We start from the raw sequence: 23,411 nt of genomic DNA, 5'->3' as shown, positions 1-23,411 counted from the left end.
TCATCCCTGGCAGACAGCCGACCGGAGCGGGGTCCAACACCGAACGACCCGGACACCGACCGGTGATTCGGAACACCTCAGTGTGTGAGGAGCCACCGGCATGACCACTCCCACGCCCGGCCCCAACCGTCCACCCGGCCCCGGTCCGATGCCGCCGGAGTGACGACGGAGCACGCAGACGCGGAGAACACACCAATCATGAGGAGGCACAGCCATGGGAAAGCACGGCGGAGGCGGCGGCAACGACGGGCCCGGCAAGGCGGGCGGGGGCTCGGGCGGCGGTCACTCGGGGTCGCCGGACACGGCCCCGCAGGACGGGCAGCGGGACGCGCCGCCCACCAACCTGCCCAAGCCCGGGAAGTAGGCAGCCGATGAACTGGGGCGAACTCGCCGACAGGCTCCGGGAGTCCGGGGCACTGTCGGCCGACTGGGAAGAGACGTTTCGCGCCCTTCCGCGCGGCCGCTTCACGCCGACGCGGATCTACCACGGGGGCGAGTGGATCGACATCGAGACGAACCCGGCTCGATGGGCGGAGCTGGCCGACTCGGACCTGCCGTTGGTCACGCAGCTGTACGAGGGGACCGAGATCCCGTCCTCGTCCAGCTCCATGCCCACGGTGGTGGCCACGATGCTCCGCCAGCTGGACGTCGCCGAGGGGATGCGCGTCCTGGAGGTAGGCACAGGTACGGGGTGGACGGCGGGCCTGCTGGCCCACCGACTCGGCGCTGACAACGTCGTCAGCATCGAGGTGGATCCCAGGCTCGCCGCCGAGGCGCGGGGCCGGCTCGGCGCGCTCGGGCTGCGGCCCCGAGTGGTGGTCGGTGACGGCATGCTCGGCGACCCCGCCGGGGCGCCCTTCCAGCGGGTTCACCTGACGGCCGCCGTTCAGCGTCTGCCCGCTGCTCTGATCGAGCAGGCCGAGCCCGGCGGGGTGATCCTGGCCCCGTACGGCACCGCCTTCTGCAACGGGGCACTGGCGCGGCTCACGGTCGCCGAGGATGGCAAGTCGGCAAGCGGTCCGTTCGTGGCGGACGTGGCGTTCATGTGGGTTCGCGACCAGCGGCCCGACAGCGGCGAGTTCGAGATCGAAGACGTCCGGTACAGCCGTTCGGAGATCGACCCCGCTGACGTCGCCGATAACACCGACGCCGGGTTCGCGATCGGCCTGCGGATGCCCGGTCTGTTTCGGCAGAGCGTCTGGGCCTCGTACGACCGGTTCGGCACCGGTCGATTCGAGATCTGGGACGGCCAGTCGTACGCCCACTGCCGCCTTGCCGACTGGCAGGGCGAGCATGCCGTCTCGCAGTCCGGCCCCCGGAACCTGTGGGACGAGGTGACAGCCGCCCGCGAGTGGTGGCAGCGCCACGACTGCCCGGACCTGTCCCGGCTCGGCCTGACCGTGACCGTGGCGGGCGAACACCGGGCCTGGCTGGACGAACCGGACCACGTGATCGGCTGACCCTGACCGGCCCGGCTGCCATACGTCCCCCACGGGCGGCCGGGCCACCGTCTCCCGCTGCTGGGGAAGGCACGACAAGTGCAGCGGGACCGCCCCGCCTGTGCGCCGCCCGTGTGGTGCGCGGGCGGGGCTGCTTCGCTTACTGGGCGGCGCGCCGGGCGGCGAGAACGCCCCGGATGCCGATGACGCCGATGGCCGTCCCCAGGGCGAACGACACGATGGTGAGGGCCAGGTGGATCCAGAAGAAGGCGGTCGGGTGGGAGTGATCGCCGTTGGTGAACGCCTGGTGGGCGGAGTCGGCCCAGAGGTTCTTGGCGAATGTCACCCAGACCATCCAAGACCACGCGCCGAACGCCGTAAGGAACCAGGAGACGGGGCGAGTGAGCTTCATGGGTGTGGTCCTTCGAGCGGAGTAACCGGTCCCTCAAGTATGTGGGCCGTGCCCGCCGGGCCAGCTGCCGGGGGTGTGGGATCCTCCTGGGTGTCTTCCGTTCTTCGACCTTCGTGAAGAACCTCTGGCAGGACTCGGCCCACCAGGCCTTCACCAACGGCGACCACGGCCACCCCACCGCCTTCTTCTGGATCCACCTGGCGCTGGCCGTCACCTCCTTCGCGCTGGGTGTCGTGGTGGGTGCGGTGGGGCTGCGCGGGCTGCGCGCCGGAAAGCCGTTGACCTGACGGAGCGGCACCTGACAGAGTCCCAGTCGCTCGACCGACTATCGAACTTGTCTTCGAAGGGGACTCATCTTCTTGCGTACCAAGCGCCTGCTCGCCGCCACCGGCGTGCTCACCGTGGCCGTCGGCCTGGCCACCGCACCGAACGCCGTCGCCGACGCCGGGCTCGCCTTCAGCAACCCGCGCGTCACGCCGGTCCCGGTGCTTGCCCCCGGAGGCACCCCGGCCGAGGACTGCGCGCCGAACGGCACCCCGGGCTGGGTCGGGCTGAGCATCGCGCCGCCGACGCTCAGCGCTGACGTCCAGCTCCCGGCCGGCGTCACCACCCTGCCGGACATCGCGGTCACCGACACCACCACCGACCCGCACACCTCGGTGTTCCGGGCCACCAAGCTGGCGGTCCAGAACGGCACCGTGAGCGTCCAGGTGCCGGGTCTGCAGGACGGCCACAGCTACGTCTGGCACGCCTACACCGCCGGCGCGGGCGTGGACGCGTCCACGCCCGAGTGCCACTTCCGGGTCGACCGCACCCCGCCGACCGTCGGCGTGAACTCCACCGACTTCCCGGCGCAGGGCTCGGGGCAGACGGCGACCAAGTACGCGGGCCAGCCAGGCACCTTCACCTTCACGGGCGCCGACCCGGTGCCCGCCGGCGGCGCGGCGTCCGGAGTGGCCTGCTACCAGTACGCGCTCGCGCCCGCCTCGCTGGGCATCTTCACCGGCTGCGGGGCCGCCAACACCGTGGTGCCCGCTGCCGACGGCACGGCGAGCGTGCAGCTGACGCCCGCCGACTGGGGCACGAACACGCTGGCCGTCCAGGCGATCGACAACGCGGGCAACGTCTCGCAGACCGTCTCGTACGGCTTCTACGCGCCGAGCAACCCCACCCCGCCGGCCACTCCGGGTGACGTGGACAACGACGGTCTGGCGGACATCGTGGTGCCCGACGGTGCGGGTGCCCTCCAGGTGATCAAGGGCAACAGCGGCAGCACGACGCCGAGCGAGGCCTTCCCGGCGGCCGACGCGCCCGGCGGATCCGGCAGCTGGAGCGGTCTGCAGATCGCCCACCGTGGCTGGATGCCGAACACCGCGACCGCGGACACGGTCTTCGTGCACAACCCGCAGAACCCCGGCGCCCTCTACATGTACCGCAACGAGGGCTCGCTCCAGCTCGGCGGGCAGTACCCCGGGCTGGTCAGCCGTCCCACGACGTGCCAGGACGTCACTGGGGCCACCATCGGCTGCCCCGCGGGTTACGGCTCCGACTGGTCCGGTGTGACGCAGCTCGTCGCGCTCGGCTCCACCGACCCGGGCAAGCCGAACGATGCAGCGCTGCTCACCGTCGAGGGCGGCAACCTGTGGCTCTTCGACCGGGCCAACTCGCTGCGCTTCACTGTCGCCCAGCAGCTGACCACCACCGGCAACTGGAGCGGCTACGACCTGGTCGCCCCCGGTGCCGACGCGCAGGGCAATCTGGCGCTCTGGGCCCGCGACCGCGCCACCGGTGACCTGCACGCCTTCCCGCTGCCGAAGAAGGCCGACGGCACCTTCGACTTCTCCGCTCTGGCGGACCCCACCGCCCACGTGGTGGCGTCCGGCTTCACCACCGCTGCCTACCCGACCCTGGGCAGCTCCGGTGACCTGGACGGCGACGGTGTGGCCGACCTGTGGGCGGTCACCCCGGACGGGCACCTGGACGTCTTCAGCGGCTGGACCGAGCCGTATGACTTCGGAGTGCTGCAGTAACGCAGACGCACAACACAACGGCCAGGGCCCCGTCCGATCGGACGGGGCCCTGGCCGTTGTCGGCTCGACGGAGCGTCAGAAGCGGCGCGTCACCAGGGCGCGCTTGACTTCCTGGATCGCCTTGGTGACCTCGATGCCACGCGGGCAGGCCTCCGAGCAGTTGAAGGTGGTGCGGCAGCGCCACACGCCCTCGCGGTCGTTGAGGATCTCCAGGCGCTGCTCGGCGCCCTCGTCACGCGAGTCGAAGATGAAGCGGTGCGCGTTGACGATGGCGGCCGGGCCGAAGTACTGGCCGTCGTTCCAGAAGACCGGGCAGGACGAGGTGCACGCGGCGCACAGGATGCACTTGGTGGTGTCGTCGAATCGCTCGCGGTCCTCGGCGGACTGCAGGCGCTCGCGGGTCGGCTCGTTCCCGTTGGTGATCAGGAACGGCATGACGTCCTTGTACGCCTGGAAGAACGGGTCCATGTCGACCACCAGGTCCTTGAGGACCGCGAGGCCCTTGATGGCCTCGATGGTGATCGGCTGCATGCCGCCCTTGCCGTCGGGGGTGGCGACGTCCTTCAGCAGGGTCTTGCAGGCCAGCCGGTTGCGACCGTTGATCCGCATGGCGTCCGAGCCGCAGATGCCGTGCGCGCAGGAGCGGCGGTAGGTGAGGGTGCCGTCCTGCTCCCACTTGACCTTGTTGAGGGCGTCCAGGACGCGCTCCTTGGGGTCCATGGTGAGCTGGTAGTCCACCCACACCGGGTCCGGGTGCTCCTCCGGGTTGAACCGGCGGATCCGCAGGGTGAAGTTGATCATCTGGACGCCGCCGGCCTCGGCCGCGTCCAGCGCCGCGGAGTGCGGGGCGTCGATCGTGGGGGCGCTCATCAGTACTTACGCTCCATCGGCTGGTAGCGGGTCGTGACGACCGGCTTGTAGTCAAGGCGGATCGAGGTGGTGCCGTCCTCGGCGACCTCCTGGTACGCCATGGTGTGCTGCATGAACTTCACGTCGTCACGGGTCGGGAAGTCCTCGCGGAAGTGGCCGCCGCGCGACTCCTCGCGGGCCAGCGCGGAGATGACCAGCACCTCGGCCAGGTCGAGCAGGTTGCCCAGCTCCACGGCCTCCAGCAGGTCGGTGTTGTAGCGGTAGCCCTTGTCCTGGATCGCCACGTGCTTGTAGCGCTCGCGCAGCGCGGCGATGTCCTCGCCGGCCTGCTTCAGGGTGGCGCCGGTGCGGTAGACCATGGCGTTGACGTCCATGGTCTCCTGCAGCTCCTTGCGGATCTGCGCCACGGACTCGGTGCCGGTGGACTCGCGCAGGCCGTCGACCAGCGCCTGCACCTTCTCGGCCGGGTCGGCGGGCAGCGGGACGAACTCGCTCTTGCTCGCGTAGTCGGCGGCGGCGATGCCGGCCCGCTTGCCGAACACGTTGATGTCCAGCAGCGAGTTGGTGCCCAGGCGGTTGGCGCCGTGCACGGACACGCAGGCGACCTCGCCGGCCGCGTACAGGCCGGGGACGACGTCGGTGTTGTTGCGCAGCACCTCACCCTCGACGTTGGTCGGGATGCCGCCCATCGCGTAGTGCGCGGTGGGCTGGATCGGGATCGGGTCCGTGTAGGGCTCGATGCCGAGGTAGGTACGGGCGAACTCGGTGATGTCCGGGAGCTTGGCGTCCAGCTGCTCCGGCGGAAGGTGCGTCAGGTCCAGGTAGACGTGGTCGCCCTCGGGGCCGCAGCCGCGACCCTCGCGGATCTCGGTGTAGATCGCGCGCGAGCAGACGTCACGGGACGCGAGGTCCTTCATGACCGGGGCGTAGCGCTCCATGAAGCGCTCGCCGTCCTTGTTGCGCAGGATGCCGCCCTCACCGCGGGCGCCCTCGGTGAGCAGGATGCCCATCCGCCAGATGCCCGTCGGGTGGAACTGGAAGAACTCCATGTCCTCCAGCGGCAGGCCGCGGCGGTAGACCAGGGCCTGGCCGTCACCGGTGAGGGTGTGGGCGTTGGAGGTCACCTTGAAGAACTTGCCGGTGCCGCCGGAGGCGAAGACGACCGCCTTGGCCTGGAAGACGTGGATCTCGCCGGTGGCCAGCTCGTAGGCGACGACGCCGGAGGTCTTGCCGTCGTTGATCAGCAGGTCGAGGACGTAGAACTCGTTGAAGAACTCGACGCCGTGCTTGACGCAGTTCTGGAACAGCGTCTGCAGGATCATGTGACCGGTGCGGTCGGCCGCGTAGCAGGAGCGGCGCACGGCCGCCTCGCCGTGGTTGCGGGTGTGGCCGCCGAAGCGGCGCTGGTCGATCCGGCCGGCCTCGGTGCGGGAGAAGGGCAGGCCCATCTTCTCCAGGTCGAGGACGGCGTCGATGGCCTCCTTGCACATGATCTCGGCGGCGTCCTGGTCGACCAGGTAGTCACCACCCTTGACCGTGTCGAAGGTGTGCCACTCCCAGTTGTCCTCCTCGACGTTGGCCAGGGCGGCACACATGCCGCCCTGGGCCGCGCCGGTGTGGGACCGGGTCGGGTAGAGCTTGGTCAGGACCGCGGTGCGGCTGCGCTGGGTCGACTCGATGGCCGCGCGCATGCCGGCGCCGCCGGCGCCGACGATGACGGTGTCGTACTGGTGAATCTGCATGGGGGTTAGCTCGCCTCTGGCTCTTGCTGGCTCTGCGATGGCCGATTAGCTGCTGGGCCTCAGATGTTGGGGTCGAAGGTGAAGATCACCAGGGTGCCGAGCAGCACGGTGAAGACCGTGGCGGCGCCCATGAGGCCCTTCAGCCAGAGCCGAGTGGAGTCCTTCTCGGCGTAGTCGTTGATCACGGTGCGCATGCCGTTGGCGCCATGCAGCATGGCCAGCCAGAGCATCAGCAGGTCCCAGCCCTGCCAGAACGGCGAGGCCCAGCGGCCGGCGACGAAGGCGAAGTTGATCTTCGACACGCCGTGGTCGAGCAGCAGCATGATCAGCAGGTGACCCAGGATCAGCACGACCAGCACGACGCCCGACAGGCGCATGAAGAGCCAGGCGAGCATCTCGAAGTTGGTCCGGGTGCGCCGCGGGGTCTTCGTGGTGCGGGTGCGCGGCGGCTGGATCACGAAGGCGTCGGCGGGGTTGCCGGTGCCAAGACCCTTGCCGGTGTGCGCCTGCGAGGAGGAGATCAGCTCGATGTCGGTGGTGTCAGTAGACATGCCGGATCACTTCCCGAACCAGGTGAGCAGGGTGTGCTGCAGGATGCCCCAGAAGGCACCCGCCATCAGCACGACCCAGAGGCCGACGACGCTCCACAGCATCTGCTTCTGGTACTTCGGGCCCTTCGACCAGAAGTCCACCGCGATGACCCGCAGGCCGTTCAGGGCGTGGAACAGGATGGCGGCGGTGAGGCCGTACTCCATCAGGTTCACCAGCGGAGTCTTATAGGTGTTGATGACGGAGTCGTACGCCTGTGGCGAGACCCGCACCAGTGCGGTGTCCAGGACGTGGACGAGAAGGAAGAAGAAGATGAGGACGCCAGTGACTCGATGAGCCACCCAGGACCACATGCCTTCGCGGCCGCGGTACAGCGTTCCAGCCGGCACGGAAAACCCTCCGGAAGCGGTTGAAGGGCTCGGCCGGCTTCGGTGTCGGTCAGCCCGGCCGGGTACGGTCCACCGGCCGCGGTCATCCTATCGACGCGTCGTCGGTAACCGCCTCCGGGGGGTTTGAGTGTGATCAATCAGGCACGGGCGGCCTAACGGGACGTTTTTCCGTGACGCTGGGTCATGGTTCCGGCGCGGTACGGTGACGGATCTTCGGCTTTCCGCCGTTGTCAATCGCCGTTGAGGACATCGATGACCGTTCGCCCTGCCGTTTTGTTGCTGCTGCCCGTGCTCGCGGTCGGCGGGTGCGCCACGGTCAAGCCCACCGCGGCCGACCAGTTGCCGGCGGCGCGGGTGCTGAGTGTCGTCGAGCTGCGGGCCGCCGCGGTGGAGAGCGCGGATCTCGGCGGCGGATACACCGTCACCTTGATGAGCCCGGGTCAGGCCGCCGCGCCGCAGCACGGGGAGCGGCAGCTGGCCGATGTCGCGGCCTGCCAGCCGGTGCTGGACGCGATCGGTCCGGCGGACCCGAATGCCCAACCGCAGGCCGAGACCGACCTGAGCACGGTCAGGGCCGGCGATTCGCCGGGCGCCCTCTACACGGCGCTGCTCGGCTACCCGGTGGGCCGGGCGGCCGTGCTGCAGTCGACGCTCGACCAGGTGCTGGCGCAGTGCGCCGACTTCACCTCGGGTGCGGCGAGCCAGCCGCAGGGGGCCCGCACCCGGCACCAGCTGGAGCGGGCCGACACGCCCACCCCCGGGGGAGCCGACGGCGCGACCGCCTTCACCCTGACGAGTGGTCCGCAGACGGGTGGGCCGGCGCTCTCGCAGCGGGCCGCGGTGGTCCGGGTCGGCACGGCGCTGGCCGTCTTCTCCACCGTGGGGACGGCGAAGGAGCCGGCCGCCGTGCCGGACTCGGCGGTGGTCCTGGCGCAGACCCGCAAGCTGCGGGCCGCGCAGGGGTGAGCCGACCGGGCCGGCCGGCCGGGCTTGAGGTGGCCGGGCTTCAGGCGGCCGTGCTGCTGGCGACCAGGTGTTCCAGGCGGTTCAGCGCGATCCGGCGCAGCTCCTCGGCGGCGACCAGGCGCTCCTCGTCCGGCTCGTTGGCCAGCCGGGTGCGGATCGAGCTGAGCACGGTGTCCAGCATCTCCTCCGGCTCGACGCCGTCCAGGCAGACCACGAAGACGTGCCCGAAGCGGGATTCGTAGGCGGCGTGCGCGGCACGCAGCGCGGTGTGTGCCGCCTGGCTGCCCGGGGCCCGCATGCCGAGCAGCGGCTGCGGCATCCAGCTCTCGTCGGCCAGCGCCTCGGCCAGGTCGCTGGGACGCAGGTCGTAGGAGGCCTCGCTGGCGGCGGCCAGCAGCGACTCCAGGTCGGGGTAGGGGCGGTGGGCGGTCAGCCGCAGGGCCCAGCGTTGACTGCCGCAGCAGGCGAGCAGGGCCTCCTCGGCGGCGCCGGGGTCGGCCTCGTTGAAACGGTGTAGTCCGACCGCGGGGCTGGGCGGGGTCGTCGGCCGTGGTGCGGGGATGTCGGCCGGGATGTCGCTGGCCAGCGGGTCCTCCTCGGAGGGCGGAAAGGGGCTCGTGGGATCGGACATGAACAGCATGGATCACGGCAGAGCGCGAGCGGGGTCACCCACGCGGCGCCGAGCTCCTCCCGGGCAGCGGCACCACGGTAGTTGAGCGCTCACCCGTTGGGGAGAGTGCTCGCGGAATTCACCCTGACGAGCTATCAAGTTGTGACCCGCGCCATACCGGACCATCCCGATCCGGCGATCCGCCGCCCCCGCTCAGTCCCGGTGCACCTTGTAGTTGGAGGCCTGGGCGCGCGGGCGGACCACCAGCAGGTCGATGTTGACGTGCGACGGGCGGGTGACCGCCCAGGTCACCGTCTCGGCGATGTCCTCGGCGGTCAGCGGATGCGAGACGCCCTGGTAGACGGCGGCCGCCTTGGCCTCGTCACCGCGGAACCTGGTCACCGCGAAGCCCTCCGACTTGACCATGCCGGGGGCGATCTCGATCACCCGGATCGGCTCGCCGACCAGCTCCAGGCGGAGCGTGGCGGCGATGGTGTGCGCGGCGTGCTTGGCGGCCACGTACCCGCCGCCGCCCTCGTAGGCGGCCAGCGCGGCGGTGGAGGAGAGGATCAGCACCGTGCCGTCGCCGCTCTCCCGCAGGCCGGGCAGCAGCGCCTGGGTCATGTGCAGCACGCCGAGCACGTTCACCTGGTACATCGCCAGCCAGTCGGCCGGGTCGCCCCGCTCGACCGACTCGGCGCCGAACGCCCCGCCGGCGTTGTTGATCAGGACGTCGACCCGGCCCACCGAGCCGGCGAAGGCGTCCACGGCGGCGCGGTCGGTGACGTCCAGGGTGACCGCGCGCGCGACGCCGCCCTTGGCCTCGATCTCCTTGGCGAGCTCCTCGATCCGCTCGGTGCGCCGGGCGGTCAGCACCACCTCGAAGCCCTCGTCCGCCAGGTGCCGGGCGGTCGCCGCGCCGATCCCGCTGCTCGCGCCGGTGACCACCGCGACCTTCTGCTGACCGCTACCCATTGCCGTGTCCTTTGCCTGCGTTCCGTCGTGCCTGACAGCCTGCGGTGCCATCATCGCAGCAAGATCGGCCGGACAGGACCTGGGCCTCCCGGCCTGCGGTGCCACCCGTTTTCGTGCGGAGGATCCCGATGGCAGCAGAGCCACGACGCAGCGAGTCCGGCTTCCCGATCGCGCCGCTGTACGGACCCGAACCGCCCGAGCCAGGGCTCGGGCGGCCGGGGCAGTACCCGTTCACCCGGGGCATCTACCCCTCGATGTACACCGGGCGCCCGTGGACCATGCGGCAGTACGCCGGCTTCGGCACCGCCGCCGAGTCCAACGCCCGCTACCGGCAGCTGATCGCCGGCGGCACCACCGGGCTCTCGGTCGCCTTCGACCTGCCGACCCAGATGGGCCACGACTCGGACGCCCCGCTCGCGGCCGGCGAGGTGGGCAAGGTGGGGGTGGCGATCGACAGCGTCGAGGACATGGCGGTGCTCTTCGACGGCCTCCCGCTGGGCGAGGTCTCCACCTCGATGACCATCAACGCCCCCGCCGCCCTCCTGCTGCTGCTCTACCAACTGGTCGGCGAGGCCCAGGGGGTGGCGGCGCACCGGCTCACCGGCACCGTGCAGAACGACGTGCTCAAGGAGTACATCGCCCGCGGCACCTACATCTTCCCGCCGGAGCCCTCGCTGCGGCTGGCCGCCGACGTGTTCCGCTACTGCCGGGCCGAGATCCCCCGCTGGAACACCATCTCGATCTCCGGGTACCACATGGCCGAGGCCGGCGCCGACCCCGCGCAGGAGATCGCCTTCACGCTGGCCAACGGCATCGCCTACGTGCGTACCGCGCTGGCCGCCGGGATGGCGGTGGACGACTTCGCGCCCCGGCTCTCCTTCTTCTTCGTGGCCCGCACCACGCTGCTCGAGGAAGTGGCCAAGTTCCGTGCCGCGCGCCGGATCTGGGCCCGGATCATGCGCGACACCTTCGGTGCGCGGGACCCGAAGTCGCAGATGCTGCGGTTCCACACCCAGACCGCAGGCGTCCAGCTGACCGCCCAGCAGCCCGAGGTCAACCTGGCCCGGGTGACCGTGCAGGCGCTGGCCGCGGTGCTGGGTGGCACCCAGTCGCTGCACACCAACGGTTTCGACGAGGCCATCGCGCTGCCCACCGAGAAGGCGGCCCGCCTCGCGCTGCGCACCCAGCAGGTGCTCGCCTACGAGAGCGATGTCACCGCCACCGTCGACCCGTTCGCCGGCTCCTACGCGGTGGAGGCGCTGACCGACGACGTCGAGGCGGCGGTGCTGGCGCTGCTGGCGCGGATCGAGGAACTGGGCGGCGCGGTGGCGGCGATCGAGCAGGGCTACCAGAAGGCCGAGATCGAGCGGACCGCCTACCGGATCCAGCAGGAGACCGACGCGGGCGAGCGGACCGTGGTCGGGGTCAACCGATTCCAGCAGGCGGTGGAGGAGCCGTACCAGCCGCTGCGGGTGGACCCGGCGATCGAGGCGCGGCAGGCCGAGCGGCTGGCCCGGCTGCGCGCCGAGCGGGACCGCTCGGCGGTGGACCGCGCGCTCGGCGCCCTGCGGCGGGCGGCTCAGGGCAGCGACAACGTGCTGTACCCGATGAAGGAGGCCCTGGCCGCCCGTGCCACGGTCGGCGAGGTCAGCGACGCGCTGCGCCAGGTCTGGGGGACCTACCGGCCGGCCGAGCGGTTCTGACCGCGCTCCACACGCACGTGGGGCCCGGAGTCGGTTCGACTCCGGGCCCCACGGTCACCGCTGGGTCAGTTCTGCGCGTTGTCGTCGCCCGAGGTGTCCGGGCCGAGGTTGTCCGCGCTGTTGTGCTTCACCGCGAAGGACTTGAAGAAGCCCTTGGCCGGCGAGCCGAGGCCGGTCGCGGTGTCGTAGCCCTTGGTGGCCGACAGGCCGTAGTCGGCGCCGACCTTGTAGAGGCGGACCTTCAGCTGGCCGCCGACCATGCCCAGGTCGACCACGTTGCCGCGCTTGGTGTGCACCGCGGCGTCGTTGACGTCGTGGAAGGCGCGGGAGTCGTAGCGGTCGTACAGGTCCGGGTTGGCGAAGCCGAGCGGCCGGCCGCCGCGGGCCTGGATCGCGTCGGCCATGATGCCGCCGAACTCCGGCGAGGAGACCGAGGTGCCGCCGTAGCCGCCCTCGCTGTAGCTGCCGCCGGCCGGGGTGTAGCCGACCAGGGTGGCCGCCACCAGGTCACCGCTCATCGCGACGTCCGGGGTGGCCCGCTGCGGGGTGGCCGACTTGGTGCCGTCCGCCGCCACGGTGGAGATGGAGTCCGGCACCACGCCCTGCTGGTACCACGGCTGGGCCTCGCCCTTGACGACGCCGCCGCCACCGCCGAAGTAGAAGTTGCCCGGGTACGGGGTCCAGGACTTCTGGTCGGGGGAGAGCACCGAGCGGGAGTCGCCCATGCTGAGCTCGTGGCCGTAGTCGCCGGCCTTGTTCTTCAGCTCCAGCGTGGTGCCGCCGACCGAGGTGATCCACGGCGAGGAGGACGGCCACTGGGTCTGGGCCTGGTTGGTGTCGGGCTGGCAGTTGGCACCGGTGGCCGCGGCGCCCGGCGAGCTGTCGCCGCAGTCGCCGGCCGAGGCCATGAAGGTGATGCCCTCGGTGGCGCCGAGCTGGAAGACCTGGTTGTCGGCCGCGATCACGGCCGGGTCGAGGTCACCGCTCTTGCCGTGCATGATCTCGCCGTAGGAGTTCGAGACGATGTCGGCCAGGTGGTTGTCGACGATGTTGCTCAGCGCGGCGGTCAGGTCCTGGTCGTAGCAGGAGTTGGCGCCGACGTAGACCACGTTGGCGTCCGGCGCGAGGCCGTGCACCATCTCGACGTCCAGCGCCTCCTCGCCCGACCAGTCGCCGCAGTCGGCCTGGTGCACCCACTGGTTCGGGGTGAGCACCTCCTTGTACTGGCCGGGGGCGAAGGGCTGGTCGCCGTGCGCGGTGGCGAAGTGGTTGGCGTCGGCCTGCATGGTGCCGAGCCCGTAGGCGTCGACGATGGCGACGGTCGCGCCCTTGCCGGTCACCTTGGCGTCGGTCACGCCGTAGGCCTTGCGCAGCTGGCTGGGCACGTACGAGCAGGGCGCGAACGGCTCGTTCTTCTCGTAGCCGACCGGGGCGCCGGAGGCCGTCTTGGAGCCGTACTTGCCGTCCGAGCAGGTCGGGGTGGTCGGCAGCGCCTGCGGCGTCTTGGCGGACAGCGCGCCGGGCTGGTCGGTGCCCTGGGCCTGGGCCTCGGCGGTGGCCTGCGAGACGGCGTTCGAGGAGGACTTCTGGACCGTGTCGGCCAGGCCCTGGATGCCGGCCACGTCGGCCGCGACCTCGGCCGGGACCACCGCGTCGGCGGCGGGGGCCTTGTGGGTGCCGTCGTCGGTGCGGTAGTTGCGGAACTGGGTGCCCAGCGCCTTGGTCAGCTGGTCGGTGGTGCCGGTGACCTGAAGGTAGTGGGCGTCGGTCGCACTGATCGTCAGACCGGCGCCGGTCAGCCACTTGCTGACCGCCTTGACCTGCGCGTCGCTGGTGCCGAACCGGGCCTTGGCGTCGGCGGTGGAGAGGAACTGCCCGTACAGCGGGGAGTTCTGGTCCGAGACGGCCTGGGCGTAGGCGGCCAGCCCCTGCGGGTCCTTGCCGGCCAGGTACACCCGGGCGGTGGCCGCGGTGCCCGCGGGCACCGCGCCGGCGTCGGCCTGCGCGGTGGCCCAGTCGGGGTGCGACCCGATGAGCTCCTTCGCGGCGGACGGCTGGTCAGCGGTGGTGGAGGCGATGGCCGGGCTGGCGAACGCGAGCGTTCCCAGGACCAGGACAGCGGCGGCCGGGGCCGCGACGGCTATCCCGGCGAGCCGGCTGCGAGCAGCTGCGGGCACGTGGGTTCCCCACTTCTCATGGAAGGCCCCCATCTCCTGCGGGGGCAGGCGATGGTGACAGCGTGTCGGGCGTGCTTCGTGAGCTCGCTCCGGACGCGGGCGTGACGGATCACCCCGCCTGGCCTGGCTCCTGAGGGAGGGTCGGCGGAGTGGGAGTTTGACTGTGCCGTCGTTGTCTATTCGCTCAGATGGTCGATCTTCAAGACTTCGCCTGAATTTTTTGCCATCCCATGACCTGAATGACCGCATGCTGATACGCGGCGGCCATGCAGGTGTGACAGTCGGGGTCCACGCTGGTGGCGTCCGGTCGTGACCCCTGGGGTTCCTGGTCGTTGCACAGGTTCACCGGTCGGGGCGGTGCCACCGGGGAAGGCGGCTGAAACGAGATGTCATACCCACCTGCGGGCCGCGTATGCGTCAATCCGGGGAGTTATTCGGCTGAAGTCAAGCCAAACTCTCCCCGCCCCCATATTCTTGTTGGGGTGAAGCGTCCACAGACCGCCCCGAAGTCAAGCCCGCAGGCGAATCCGCAGGCCACCGCGACCGCCGCCCAGGCACCGTCCGACCTCGCCAGGGCCGCGCGGCCGCTGCGCGCGCGGATCCGGGCGTACGAGGCCGAGTTGATCGCCTTCCGTCGCGACCTGCACCGCCACCCCGAGCTGGGCCGCCAGGAGTTCCGCACCACCAAGCTGCTCTGCGAGCGGCTCGGCAAGGCGGGGCTGACCCCGCGGGTGCTGCCCGGCGGCACCGGTCTGATCGTCGACCTGGTGCCGCCCGGCAGCGAGGCCGGGGCCCCGCTGCTGGCCTTCCGCGCGGACATCGACGCACTGCCCATCGAGGACGCGAAGTCCGAAGCCCCGTACCGCTCCACGGTCCCCGGCAGCGCCCACGCCTGCGGCCACGACGTGCACACCTCGGTGGTGCTCGGCACCGCGCTGGTGCTGGCCGACGCGCTGCGCGAGGGGCGGTTGCGGCAGCCGGTGCGGCTGATCTTCCAGCCGGCCGAGGAGATGATGCCCGGCGGCGCGCTGGACGTGATCGCGGCCGGCGGGATGGACGGGGTCGGCCGGATCTTCGCGGTGCACTGCGACCCCAAGGTGGTGGTCGGCCGGATCGGCCTGCGCACCGGCGCGATCACCTCGGCCTGCGACGCCCTGGTGCTGAGCCTGGACGGCCCCGGCGGACACACCGCGCGCCCGCACCTGACCACCGACCTGGTCACCGCGATCGGCCGGCTGGCCGCCGACCTGCCGGGCGCGCTGGCCCGCCGGATGGACCCGCGCTGGGGCGTCAGCCTGGTCTGGGGCCGGATCGAGTCCGGCTCCGCGCCGAACGTGATCCCGCAGCACGCCGAACTGGAGGGCACCGTCCGCTGCCTGGAGCTGGCCGGCTGGCGGGAGGCGCCGGACGCGCTGCACGAGCTGGTCGACTCGATGGCCGAGACCCATCGGGCCAAGTGGACGCTGGACTACAAGCGGGGCGTCCCGCCGGTGGTGAACGAGGCGGAATCGATCGCCCAGTTCGAGATGGCGATGACGCGACAGTTCGGTGGCGAGGGTGAAGCCGTCGTGGAGGAGACGGAGCAGTCCCTGGGGGGCGAGGACTTCTCCTGGTACCTGGAGCACGCGCCGGGCGCGCTGGCCCGGCTCGGCGTGCGCGCGCCGCACGAGACGGCGGTGCGGGACCTGCACCAGGGGCAGTTCGACGTGGACGAGCGGGCGATCGCGATCGGCGTCGAACTCTTCAGCTCGCTGGCGCTGGAGCACGGCCGCAGCTGAGGGTGCCGGCAGCCGCCGCGGTGGCACGTCGCGACCGGGGAGAGCCGTGGTGGCGGGGCCGATCGAAGGGGCCTGTGGAGGTTCCGTGCGGCCGTGGGACACTGGGCCGATCAGCAGGTGTTCACCCTGACCTGATGGTCCCCAGTGCCACGGTTTGATAACAACCCGAATGGCCGGGCGACCCGTAACACAACCGTGTTCTACGCGCGTTACGGTGACGTCCGACCACGCCAAACGGGTGTGTGAGAAGGAGATACTCCCTTGCGCCGTTCAGTAAAGCTCGCCGCGGTTGTGCTCTCGGGTTCCCTGGGCATCGCCTCGCTCGCCGCTTGCGGCGCAAAGAGCACCGACACCACCTCCGCGTCCTCCTCGGGCGGCTCCGGCATCAAGGTCGGCATGGCCTACGACGTCGGCGGCCGTGGTGACCAGGGCTTCAACGACTCGGCCGCGGCAGGCCTGGACAAGGCCAAGGCGGACTTCGGCGTCCAGACCAGCGAGGCCGACGCCAAGCCCGGTGAGGCGGACTCCGACAAGCAGACCCGTCTGGAGAGCCTGGTCACGGCCGGCTACAACCCGATCATCGCGGTCGGCTTCGTGTACCAGGCGACCGTCGAGAAGGTCGCCAAGGAGCACCCGAACGTCAAGTTCGCGATCATCGACTCCGACTCGCCGACCCAGCCGAGCAACGTCACCTCGCTGGAGTTCACTGAGCAGCAGAGTTCGTACCTGGCCGGTATCGCGGCCGCCAGCAAGACCAAGACCAACCAGGTCGGCTTCATCGGTGGTGTGCAGTCCGAGCTGATCAAGAAGTTCGAGGCCGGCTACCGCGCGGGCGTCGCCTCCGTCAACCCGGGCATCAAGGTCGACGTGACCTACCTGACCACCCCGCCGGACTTCACCGGCTTCACCGACCCGGGCAAGGGCAAGGCCGCCGCCCAGGGCCAGATCGACCAGGGCGCGGACGTCATCTACGCCGCCGCCGGCGCCTCGGGCACCGGTGCGATCCAGGCCGTGGCGACCACGCCGGCCCCCACCAAGGGTGACCAGCTCTGGGTGATCGGCGTCGACAGCGACCAGGCCAAGCAGAGCGCGCTGACGCAGTACAGCAGCCACATCCTGACCTCGGCGCTGAAGAACGTGAACACCGCGGTCTACAACTACATCCAGAGCGTCAAGAACGGTCAGCCGCTCTCCGGCATCCAGCGCTTCGACCTGAAGTCGGGCGGTGTGGGCCTGGCCACCACCGGCGGCCACATCGACGACATCTCGGGCAAGCTCCAGAGCGCCACCCAGGCGATCATCGCGGGCACCGTCACCCCGCCGACCACCCCGCCGGCCAACTGACCGACCAGCACCACCGCGTAGTCGAGCAACACGTCTGAGACAGGGAGGGGCCCGGTGGGTCGCGCGCGAGCGCACTCCGCCGGGCCCCTCTCGTTCCCTCCACGCCGCCGCCGAGCAGCACGGCCGGCCTCCCCTCCTCCCCAGCGCAACGACGCGCCTGCTCACCACCAGGAGATCGCCATCACCGCTTCCAAGCCCTCCCTCAGCAAGGGAGGTAACCCCACCATGGGATCGGCGACCGTGGCCGTCGAACTGCGCGGCATCACCAAGCGCTTCCCCGGCGTCGTGGCCAATCACGACATCAACCTCACCGTCCGCACCGGCACCGTCCACGCCCTGATGGGTGAGAACGGCGCCGGCAAGTCGACGCTGATGAAGATCCTCTACGGCATGCAGCGGCCGGACGAGGGCACCATCGCGATCAACGGCGAGCTGTGCGAGTTCGCCACCCCCGGCGACGCCATCGCCCGCGGCATCGGCATGGTCCACCAGCACTTCATGCTGGCCGACAACCTGACCGTGCTGGAGAACGTGGTGCTCGGCGGCGAGAAGCTGCACGGCATCGGCGCCAAGGCGAAGGCGAAGATCAGGGAGATCTCCGACCAGTACGGGCTGAACGTGCGCCCCGACGCCCTGGTCGAGGACCTCGGTGTGGCGGAGCGCCAGCGGGTCGAGATCCTCAAGGTGCTCTACCGCGGCGCGCGGATCCTGATCCTGGACGAGCCGACCGCCGTGCTGGTCCCGCAGGAGGTGGACGCGCTCTTCGGCAACCTGCGCGAGCTCAAGGCCGAGGGCGTCACCGTCATCTTCATCTCGCACAAGCTGCACGAGGTGCTCTCGGTGGCCGACGCGATCAGCGTGATCCGCCGCGGCACCACGGTCGGCGACGCCGACCCGAGCGAGGTGACGGCACGTCAGCTCGCCGAGCTGATGGTCGGCAGCGAGCTGCCCTCGCCGGAGAGCCGCGAGTCCACCGTCACCGACGTGGAGATGCTCAAGGTCGAGAGCCTGCGGATCGCCAAGGCGGACGCCGAGGGCATCGAGCGCGTCGTGCTGGACGACATCTCGATGACCATCCACAAGGGCGAGATCCTCGGTCTCGCGGGTGTCGAGGGCAACGGCCAGGCCGAACTGGTCGAGGCCATCGTGGGCATGCTCCCGGTGGACGCCGGCGTGGTAACGCTGGACGGCAAGGACCTCACCCCGATGCTGACCCGCGCCCGCCGCGAGGCCGGCATCGGTTACATCCCCGAGGACCGGCACCGCCACGGCCTGCTGCTGGAGGCCCCGCTCTGGGAGAACCGGATCCTGGGCCACGTCACCGAGGCGCCCAACGCCAAGGGCTTCCGGATCGACCCGGCCGGCGCCAAGCGCGACACGCTGCGGATCGTCGAGGAGTACGACGTCCGCACCCCGGGCATCGACGTCACCGCGGCCTCGCTCTCCGGCGGCAACCAGCAGAAGCTGATCGTCGGCCGCGAGATGAGCCACCAGCCCAAGCTGCTGATCGCCGCGCACCCGACCCGCGGTGTGGACGTCGGCGCGCAGGCGCAGATCTGGGAGCACATCCGGGTCGCCCAGCGCGGGGGCCTGGCCGTGCTGCTGATCTCGGCGGACCTGGACGAGCTGATCGGCCTCTCCGACACGATCAAGGTGATCTACCGCGGTCGCCTGGTCGCCGACGCCGACCCGGCCACCGTCACCGCCGAGGACCTGGGTACCGCGATGACCGGTGCCGCCGGCGGCCACATCGAGTCCGACGAGACCGCGCTGGCCCAGGCGGCGGTCGTCGCCGACGAGCAGCTCGGGCGCAGCGACGCACCGGGCGGCGAGTCGACGGAGGCCGTTGCCGCCACCGAGGCGGCCGAGGCAGCCGAGGCCGCAACCGCCACCGAGGCCGCAGAGTCCGCTGAGGCCACCGAAGCCGCTGAGGCTGCCGAGGCGACCGAAGGCACCGAGGCCGCCGAGGCCGCCGACGAGGTCGACGCCCCGGCCGGGGATGCCGCCGACACCACCGACACCGCTGCCGACGACGCGCAGGCGGGGGAGTGACCCACATGAGTACCACCACTCACCCCGTGCAGCGGGGGTTCTTCCAGCGGATCGACCGCGAGAAGCTGGTCCTGGCGATCGCCGCTCCGGTGCTCGCCGTGATCGTCGCCGTGCTGCTCTGCTCGGTGCTGCTGGCCGTCGCGGGCTACAGCCCGTTCCAGGCGTTCCACATCATGACGAACTACGGGACCGCCTCCGACGGCCAGGTGGCCATCCTCAACAAGGCCACCACCTACTACCTCGCCGGCATCGCGGTCGCCTTCGGCTTCCGGATGAACATCTTCAACATCGGTGCGGGCGGCCAGTACCAGCTCGCGGCGCTCTTCGCCGCCTACGTCGGTGGCCAGCTCAACCTGCCGTCGTTCCTCGAGATCCCGCTGCTGCTGATCGTCGCCATGCTGGTCGGCGCCGCGTGGGCGTCGATCGCCGGTGTCCTCAAGGTCACCCGCGGGGTCAGCGAGGTCATCTCGACCATCATGCTCAACGCGATCGCCGGCGCCGTGATCGGCATGCTGCTGGTGCCGGGCATCTTCGCGCCGGGCAACGGTGGCGGGGTCAGCAACACCGTGCAGACCAAGCTGATGGCCGGCTCCAGCAACTTCTTCACCTTCAGCACGCAGGGCGGCCAGCTCTACGGCTTCCTGATCATCGCGGTGCTGGTCGGCATCGGGTTCCAGCTGGTCCTCAGCCGCACCCGGTTCGGCTTCGACCTGCGGGCCACCGGCCGCTCCGAGGAGGCCGCCGCTGCCAGCGGTGTCAGCGTCAAGCGCATGGTGCTGATCAGCATCTGCGTCTCCGGCGCGCTGGCCGGTCTGAGCGCCATGCCGGACCTGCTGACGTACTCGCACTACTTCGGCCAGAACTTCGGGCAGACGGTCGGCTTCACCGGCATCTCGATCGCGCTGCTCGGCCGCAACACGCCGGTGGGCGTCGCCTTCGCGGCGCTGCTGTGGGCCTTCCTGGACGCGACCGCACCGCTGCTGTCGGTGCAGAACTTCCCGCCGGAGATCATCCAGGTCATGCAGGGCACCATCGTGATCTGCGTGGTCGTCGCCTACGAGCTGGTGCGCCGCTTCGGCGTCAAGCGCCAGCAGCAGAAGGTCGGCGCCCAGCTTGCCGCTGCGGCTGCTGCTGCGAACGAGAAGAAGGAGGTGGCGGCATGAGTACCGCGACTGAGTCCCGCCCCAAGCAGGCGGCCACGGCGCCGGGCAAGAACCGCAAGCTCTCCCTCCCGGTCATCCTGCTGCTGATCGCGGGCGCGATCCTGCTCTTCGCCGCCGTGGGTGCCGGCACCGGCAACCACGCGCTGACCTCCTCGGGGCAGATCACCGCCGCGATCGGCGCCGCCGTGCCGATCGGCATGGCAGGCCTCGGCGGCCTCTGGTCGGAGCGGGCCGGTGTGGTCAACATCGGCCTCGAAGGCATGATGGTGGCCGGCACCTTCGCCGGTGCCTGGGTCGGTTTCCTGGTCAATCCGTGGGTCGGGCTGCTGGCCGCGATCGCGGCCGGTGCCTTCGCCGGTCTGCTGCACGCCGTGATGACGGTCGGCTTCGGCGTCGACCACATCATCGCCGGTGTCGGCATCAACCTGCTGGTCCCGGGCATCTGCCTGTACATCAACCGGATCTACTACACCGCGTACCAGAGCGCCGGTGCCGGAGCGAGCCAGTCCCCGCCCACCCCGGGGCTGCCCACCCTGACCGTGCCCGGCCTCTCCTCCTGGCTGGGGACGATCGAGGGCCACCACTGGTTCTTCGTCTCGGACGTGGCCGGCGTGCTCGGCGGCCTGGTCAGCAACCTCTCGGTGGTCACCCTGCTGGCGGTCGCGCTGCTGGTCGTGAGCTACTTCGTGCTCTGGCGCACCAGCTTCGGCCTGCGCCTGCGCTCCTGCGGTGAGAACCCGATCGCGGCCGAGTCGCTGGGCGTCAACGTCTACAAGTACAAGTACATCGCGGTGATCGCCTCCGGCGGCTTCGCCGGTCTCGGTGGCGCCTACCTCTCGATGGTCGCCTCCAGCATCTACCACGACGGCCAGACCGGCGGTCGCGGCTACATCGGTCTCGCCGCGATGATCTTCGGCAACTGGCTGCCGGGCGGCCTGGCCACCGGTGCGAGCCTGTTCGGCTTCACCGACAGCCTGCAGCTGCGCGACCCCGGCTCGGTGCACGTGCTGCTGCTGGTGATCGCGCTGATCCTGGCGCTGCTGGCGCTCTGGCAGGGCTACCGGCGCAAGCTGATCCCGGCCGTGGTGAGCCTGGTCGCCGCCGCCGGCATGGCCGCCTGGTACGCGGCCAGCGACGCCGTGCCGCGTCCGCTGATCGTGGCGACGCCGTACATCATCACCCTGGTGGTCCTGGCGATGTCCTCGCAGCGCCTGCGCCCGCCGAAGGCCGATGGTCAGATCTACCGCAAGGGCCAGGGCAAGTGACGGCGCCTCAGCTGCCCGAGATCGACTGGGACACCCTGCGCGCGGCGGCCCGGGACGCGATGTCCCGGGCGTACGCCCCGTACAGCAAGTACCCGGTGGGCGCGGCCGCGCTGGTCGACGACGGACGCGTGGTCAGCGGCTGCAACGTGGAGAACGCCTCCTACGGGCTCAGCCTCTGTGCCGAGTGCGGGCTGGTCTCGGCGCTCCACGCGGGCGGGGGCGGCCGGCTGGTCGCGTTCGCCTGCGTGGACGGCGCCGGTCGGGCGCTGATGCCGTGTGGCCGCTGCCGCCAGCTGCTCTACGAGCACGGCGGCCCGGAACTGCTGGTGGACCTGCCGTCGGGGATCAAGACGATGGCGGAGGTCCTGCCGGACGCGTTCGGTCCGGAACGGCTGTAGGCAGCCGCTGAGGGTCTCCGGATCTCGGTGGATCCGATGGTAGCCGCGCGGGAGTGACGCGCGTAGAGTTTGTGCGGGGGCGGCTGAGCAGCAGCCGCCCCCGCGCCATTTCGTTCCTTGTGGGAGAAAGCCATGGACGTCATCTCCGTCATCACCGCCAAGCGCGACCGCCGCGAGCTGACCGATGATCAGATCGACTGGGTGATCGACGCCTACACCCGCGGTGTGGTGGCCGACGAGCAGATGTCCGCGCTGGCCATGGCCATCCTGCTGAACGGGATGAACCTGCGCGAGATCAGCCGCTGGACCGACGCGATGATCCGCTCCGGCGTCCGGATGGACTTCGCCGCGCTCGGCACCCCCACCGCCGACAAGCACTCCACCGGTGGCGTCGGCGACAAGATCACCCTGCCGCTGGCCCCCCTGGTCGCCGCCTGCGGTGCCGCCGTCCCGCAGCTGTCGGGCCGGGGCCTGGGCCACACCGGCGGCACCCTCGACAAGCTGGAGTCCATCCCTGGCTGGCGCGCGCTGCTCTCCAACGACGAGATGATGCACGTGCTCCGCGAGTCCGGCGCCGTGATCTGCGCGGCCGGCGACGGGCTGGCCCCCGCCGACAAGAAGCTCTACGCGCTGCGCGACGTCACCGGCACGGTCGAGGCGATCCCGCTGATCGCCTCCTCGATCATGTCCAAGAAGATCGCCGAGGGCACCGGCGCCCTGGTGCTGGACGTCAAGGTCGGCTCCGGCGCCTTCATGAAGAACCTGGCCGACGCCCAGGAGTTGGCCCGCACCATGGTGGGCCTGGGCCGCAACGCCGGCGTCAACACCGTCGCGCTGCTCACCGACATGTCGACCCCGCTCGGCCTCACCGCCGGCAACGCCCTGGAGGTGCGCGAGTCGGTCGAGGTGCTGGCCGGCGGCGGCCCCGCGGACGTCGTGGAGCTGACGATCGCGCTGGCCCGCGAGATGCTCAAGGCCGCCGGCGTGCACGGCAAGGACCCGGCCGACGCCCTCAAGGACGGCTCCGCCATGGACCACTGGCGCCGCCTGATCTCCGCCCAGGGCGGCGACGTCGACGCCCCGCTGCCGGTCGCCAAGGAGCAGCACGTGATCCCGGCCCCGGCCACCGGCGTGCTGACCGCGCTGGACGCCTACGCGGTGGGCGTCTGCGCCTGGCGCCTGGGCGCCGGCCGCGCACGCAAGGAGGACCCGGTGCAGGCCGGCGCGGGCGTGGAGATGCACGCCAAGCCGGGCGACGTGGTGACGGCCGGCCAGCCGCTGCTCACCCTGCACACGGACACCCCGGAGCGCTACGACTACGCGATCGAGGCGCTGGCGGGCGGGGTCGAGGTCTCGCCGCTGGGGACGGAGTACACGCGGACGCCGCTGGTGCTGGACCGGATCGGGTGAGGTAGCCGTCTTCGTCGGCGGGGGGCGCGGGGGGGGGGGCCCCCCCCCCGCCCCCCCCCGGGGGGGGCGGAACGGGTCGCGCGGCGAGGGGTGGTGTTGGTTTTGGGGGGCGCCCTCCAGCGGCCCAGTCTGTGGGGGT

The 23,411-nt window shown here is 70.9% G+C and carries 21 protein-coding genes; 13 read left to right on the top strand and 8 right to left on the bottom strand.

Annotation, left to right across the window (positions count from 1 at the left end):
- Positions 1–214: 214 nt before the first annotated feature.
- Positions 215–364 (top strand): hypothetical protein, encoded by a 150-nt coding sequence (locus ABH937_RS13145; protein ID WP_280692378.1) that lies wholly within the window; start codon positions 215–217, stop codon positions 362–364.
- Between the two features lie 7 nt (positions 365–371).
- Complete coding sequence (locus tag ABH937_RS13140; RefSeq protein WP_370218271.1) at positions 372–1,460, top strand: methyltransferase domain-containing protein; 1,089 nt, start codon at positions 372–374, stop codon at positions 1,458–1,460.
- Between the two features lie 139 nt (positions 1,461–1,599).
- Here ABH937_RS13140 and ABH937_RS13135 read toward each other — a convergent pair whose 3' ends face one another.
- On the bottom strand, positions 1,600–1,851 hold the full coding sequence (locus ABH937_RS13135; protein WP_280692383.1) for an SCO4848 family membrane protein: 252 nt from the start codon (positions 1,849–1,851) through the stop codon (positions 1,600–1,602).
- A gap of 80 nt (positions 1,852–1,931) precedes the next feature.
- On the opposite strand from ABH937_RS13135, the gene ABH937_RS13130 reads away from it, so the two are divergent.
- Positions 1,932–2,138: an SCO4848 family membrane protein gene (locus tag ABH937_RS13130; RefSeq protein WP_370218335.1), complete on the top strand. Its 207-nt coding sequence runs from the start codon at positions 1,932–1,934 to the stop codon at positions 2,136–2,138.
- Between the two features lie 72 nt (positions 2,139–2,210).
- Entirely contained in the window at positions 2,211–3,881 is a 1,671-nt protein-coding gene (locus tag ABH937_RS13125) for a hypothetical protein (RefSeq protein ID WP_370218270.1), read from the top strand.
- 75 nt (positions 3,882–3,956) lie between these two features.
- On the opposite strand, the gene ABH937_RS13120 is transcribed toward ABH937_RS13125, so the two are convergent.
- From ABH937_RS13120 to sdhC, 4 genes are read right to left on the bottom strand one after another with little or no spacing between them, the layout of a single operon-like run.
- Positions 3,957–4,751 carry a succinate dehydrogenase iron-sulfur subunit gene (locus ABH937_RS13120; RefSeq protein WP_280692387.1) on the bottom strand — a complete coding sequence of 265 codons (795 nt, stop codon included), beginning with the start codon at positions 4,749–4,751 and terminating at the stop codon, positions 3,957–3,959.
- Entirely contained in the window at positions 4,751–6,493 is a 1,743-nt protein-coding gene (sdhA, locus tag ABH937_RS13115; RefSeq protein WP_280692389.1) for a succinate dehydrogenase flavoprotein subunit, read from the bottom strand. The genes ABH937_RS13120 and sdhA overlap by 1 nt, the downstream gene beginning before the upstream one ends.
- Before the next feature lie 59 nt (positions 6,494–6,552).
- The gene (locus ABH937_RS13110; RefSeq protein WP_280692391.1) at positions 6,553–7,044 is read right to left on the bottom strand and encodes a succinate dehydrogenase hydrophobic membrane anchor subunit; all 492 of its coding nucleotides are present in this window, start codon (positions 7,042–7,044) and stop codon (positions 6,553–6,555) included.
- Positions 7,045–7,050: 6 nt separating this feature from the next.
- Positions 7,051–7,431 carry a succinate dehydrogenase, cytochrome b556 subunit gene (gene sdhC / locus ABH937_RS13105; protein ID WP_280692393.1) on the bottom strand — a complete coding sequence of 127 codons (381 nt, stop codon included), beginning with the start codon at positions 7,429–7,431 and terminating at the stop codon, positions 7,051–7,053.
- Positions 7,432–7,683: 252 nt separating this feature from the next.
- Here sdhC and ABH937_RS13100 point away from each other — a divergent pair, with 252 nt between their 5' ends.
- Complete coding sequence (locus tag ABH937_RS13100) at positions 7,684–8,397, top strand: hypothetical protein (RefSeq protein ID WP_370218269.1); 714 nt, start codon at positions 7,684–7,686, stop codon at positions 8,395–8,397.
- A 40-nt stretch (positions 8,398–8,437) separates the two neighbouring features.
- Here the strand turns inward: ABH937_RS13100 and ABH937_RS13095 are convergent, their stop codons facing one another.
- Both ABH937_RS13095 and ABH937_RS13090 read right to left on the bottom strand, forming a co-directional pair.
- Positions 8,438–9,028: a 2-oxo-4-hydroxy-4-carboxy-5-ureidoimidazoline decarboxylase gene (locus tag ABH937_RS13095; protein WP_280692397.1), complete on the bottom strand. Its 591-nt coding sequence runs from the start codon at positions 9,026–9,028 to the stop codon at positions 8,438–8,440.
- Between the two features lie 192 nt (positions 9,029–9,220).
- Positions 9,221–9,982, bottom strand: a complete 762-nt coding sequence (locus ABH937_RS13090; RefSeq protein ID WP_280692399.1) for an SDR family oxidoreductase — start codon at positions 9,980–9,982, stop codon at positions 9,221–9,223.
- A 128-nt stretch (positions 9,983–10,110) separates the two neighbouring features.
- On the opposite strand from ABH937_RS13090, the gene ABH937_RS13085 reads away from it, so the two are divergent.
- Positions 10,111–11,685: a methylmalonyl-CoA mutase gene (locus tag ABH937_RS13085; protein WP_280692401.1), complete on the top strand. Its 1,575-nt coding sequence runs from the start codon at positions 10,111–10,113 to the stop codon at positions 11,683–11,685.
- 65 nt (positions 11,686–11,750) lie between these two features.
- Here the strand turns inward: ABH937_RS13085 and ABH937_RS13080 are convergent, their stop codons facing one another.
- Positions 11,751–13,862 carry a protease pro-enzyme activation domain-containing protein gene (locus ABH937_RS13080; RefSeq protein WP_370218268.1) on the bottom strand — a complete coding sequence of 704 codons (2,112 nt, stop codon included), beginning with the start codon at positions 13,860–13,862 and terminating at the stop codon, positions 11,751–11,753.
- 587 nt (positions 13,863–14,449) lie between these two features.
- Here ABH937_RS13080 and ABH937_RS13075 point away from each other — a divergent pair.
- The 7 genes from ABH937_RS13075 (at position 14,450) to ABH937_RS13045 (ending at position 23,272) form a co-directional block, all read left to right on the top strand.
- Positions 14,450–15,640 carry an amidohydrolase gene (locus tag ABH937_RS13075; RefSeq protein ID WP_280692472.1) on the top strand — a complete coding sequence of 397 codons (1,191 nt, stop codon included), beginning with the start codon at positions 14,450–14,452 and terminating at the stop codon, positions 15,638–15,640.
- Positions 15,641–15,901: 261 nt separating this feature from the next.
- Entirely contained in the window at positions 15,902–16,984 is a 1,083-nt protein-coding gene (locus ABH937_RS13070) for a BMP family ABC transporter substrate-binding protein (RefSeq protein ID WP_280692405.1), read from the top strand.
- 225 nt (positions 16,985–17,209) lie between these two features.
- Positions 17,210–19,036 (top strand): ABC transporter ATP-binding protein, encoded by a 1,827-nt coding sequence (locus ABH937_RS13065; protein ID WP_280692406.1) that lies wholly within the window; start codon positions 17,210–17,212, stop codon positions 19,034–19,036.
- A gap of 5 nt (positions 19,037–19,041) precedes the next feature.
- The gene (locus tag ABH937_RS13060; protein WP_280692408.1) at positions 19,042–20,199 is read left to right on the top strand and encodes an ABC transporter permease; all 1,158 of its coding nucleotides are present in this window, start codon (positions 19,042–19,044) and stop codon (positions 20,197–20,199) included.
- On the top strand, positions 20,196–21,464 hold the full coding sequence (locus tag ABH937_RS13055) for an ABC transporter permease (protein WP_280692410.1): 1,269 nt from the start codon (positions 20,196–20,198) through the stop codon (positions 21,462–21,464). The genes ABH937_RS13060 and ABH937_RS13055 overlap by 4 nt, the downstream gene beginning before the upstream one ends.
- Positions 21,461–21,862 carry a cytidine deaminase gene (locus ABH937_RS13050; RefSeq protein ID WP_280692412.1) on the top strand — a complete coding sequence of 134 codons (402 nt, stop codon included), beginning with the start codon at positions 21,461–21,463 and terminating at the stop codon, positions 21,860–21,862. The genes ABH937_RS13055 and ABH937_RS13050 overlap by 4 nt, the downstream gene beginning before the upstream one ends.
- Before the next feature lie 132 nt (positions 21,863–21,994).
- The gene (locus tag ABH937_RS13045; RefSeq protein ID WP_280692414.1) at positions 21,995–23,272 is read left to right on the top strand and encodes a thymidine phosphorylase; all 1,278 of its coding nucleotides are present in this window, start codon (positions 21,995–21,997) and stop codon (positions 23,270–23,272) included.
- Positions 23,273–23,411 lie beyond the last annotated feature (139 nt).

The organism is Kitasatospora sp. GAS1066B (genome assembly GCF_041262605.1).
Lineage (GTDB): Bacteria > Actinomycetota > Actinomycetes > Streptomycetales > Streptomycetaceae > Kitasatospora.
Note: the sequence above shows the minus strand (reverse complement) of the source record. Positions and strands in the feature narration are given on the sequence as shown.